Origin of the sequence: Arthrobacter sp. Marseille-P9274, from assembly GCF_946892675.1 — a bacterium.
Taxonomy (GTDB): Bacteria; Actinomycetota; Actinomycetes; order Actinomycetales; family Micrococcaceae; genus Crystallibacter.
Genome location: NZ_CAMPOV010000015.1, coordinates 1 through 1,310 on the forward strand (window position 1 = coordinate 1; position 1,310 = coordinate 1,310).

Annotated in this window: 1 protein-coding gene; it reads right to left on the reverse strand. The window is 65.0% G+C overall.

Features of this window, described 5'->3' with window-relative positions; translation table 11 throughout:
- Positions 1-12: 12 nt before the first annotated feature.
- A protein-coding gene (locus OC550_RS22955) for an IS3 family transposase (RefSeq protein WP_090423511.1) occupies positions 13-1,253 on the reverse strand; the annotation gives its coding sequence in 2 pieces (ribosomal slippage) (positions 13-899 and positions 899-1,253; 1,242 coding nt in all).
- Between the last annotated feature and the right edge of the window lie 57 nt (positions 1,254-1,310).

The following is a 1,310-nucleotide window of genomic DNA, read 5'->3' on the forward strand; positions in this document are numbered from 1 at the left end:
TGTCGTTGCCCCCTAATTGCCTGACGAGGCCTCGCGGGTTTGGGTGATGTACTCGCGGGGTGATCGGTAGCCTAGCGCCTTGTGCGGATGGACCTCATTGTAGTGGGTTAGCCAGCGGGGCAGTTGCTCGATGACAGTGCGTGCATCGGGCGTCGGGTTTACACGGACGTAGTCGCGCTTGAGGGTGCGCACGAAAGCTTCGGCCATGCCGTTCGATTGCGGAGAGCTGACCGGCGTGGTGCGGGGTACGAGGCCGATGTCGCGCGCGAAGCGGCGAGTATCGTGAGCAACGTAAGGGCTGCCGTTATCGCTGAGCCATTCAATGGGCGAGGCCAAGCGGTTCACCGGGCCAAAGCGATGCTCGACAGTGGCGACCATCAGATCACGGATGTCCTCGGCGGTGATGCCGCCGGTGGTAGCAACGTGCCCCATGGCCTCGCGGTCACAGCAGTCGAGTGCAAAGGCGACGCGCACCTTTTCGCCATTGTCGCAAGCGATCTCCAAGGCGTCAGAGCACCAGCGGGTGTTGCGCCGATCGACGGCAACGCGACCATCATGGCGCCGCTCCTCCCGGCTGCCGTTGTGGCGCTGAAGCAGCAGCCCGTGCACCTTCATGACCCGGTAGACCCGCTTGGGATTGGGCGCTGTGCGCCCGATCCTGGCAGCCTGGCGGCGCAGAAGGGCGTGGACCCGGCGATAACCGTAGGTGGGCAGATCGGCGATCAGCGCCCGGATGTCGCTGACCAAGTCGGTATCCGGTAGAGGCGGTCGACCTCGCCGACGTGTAGGCGACCGGTTGTGCATGGCTGACAGGTGCTGGCGGCTGACGCCCAACGCCTCGGCCACCGCGCTCACCGGTCGTCCCCTGGCAACGAGATCGAGCGCAAGAGGAGTTTTTTTGGGCCTGCGGCCCGGGAGACGGCCTCCCGCAGTATCTCGGCTTCCATAGTCTTCTTGCCCAGCAGGCGCTGCAGCTCGGCGACCTGGTTCTGCAGCGACCGGTACTCGGAGGCGGGCACCACCTCCTCGCCGGCACCGGCGGCAGTCAGCGCACCCTGCGCAACCAGCCTGCGCCAGGTGAAGATCTGGCTGCCACTGATGCCATGCTGCCGGGCTACCAGCGACACGTTCATGCCCGGCAGATACGTCTCCTCGACGATCCGGACCTTTTCCTCCGGGGTCCAGCGCCTCCGGCGCTGAACCCCGGAGAGGACCTCGCCGCCATTGTAGCGCCTAGTCGTATGCTCAGTCATATGGCTCACTCTTATCTAAGAGCGAGACCCTGTCAGGTCATTTCGGGGGCCAACTCA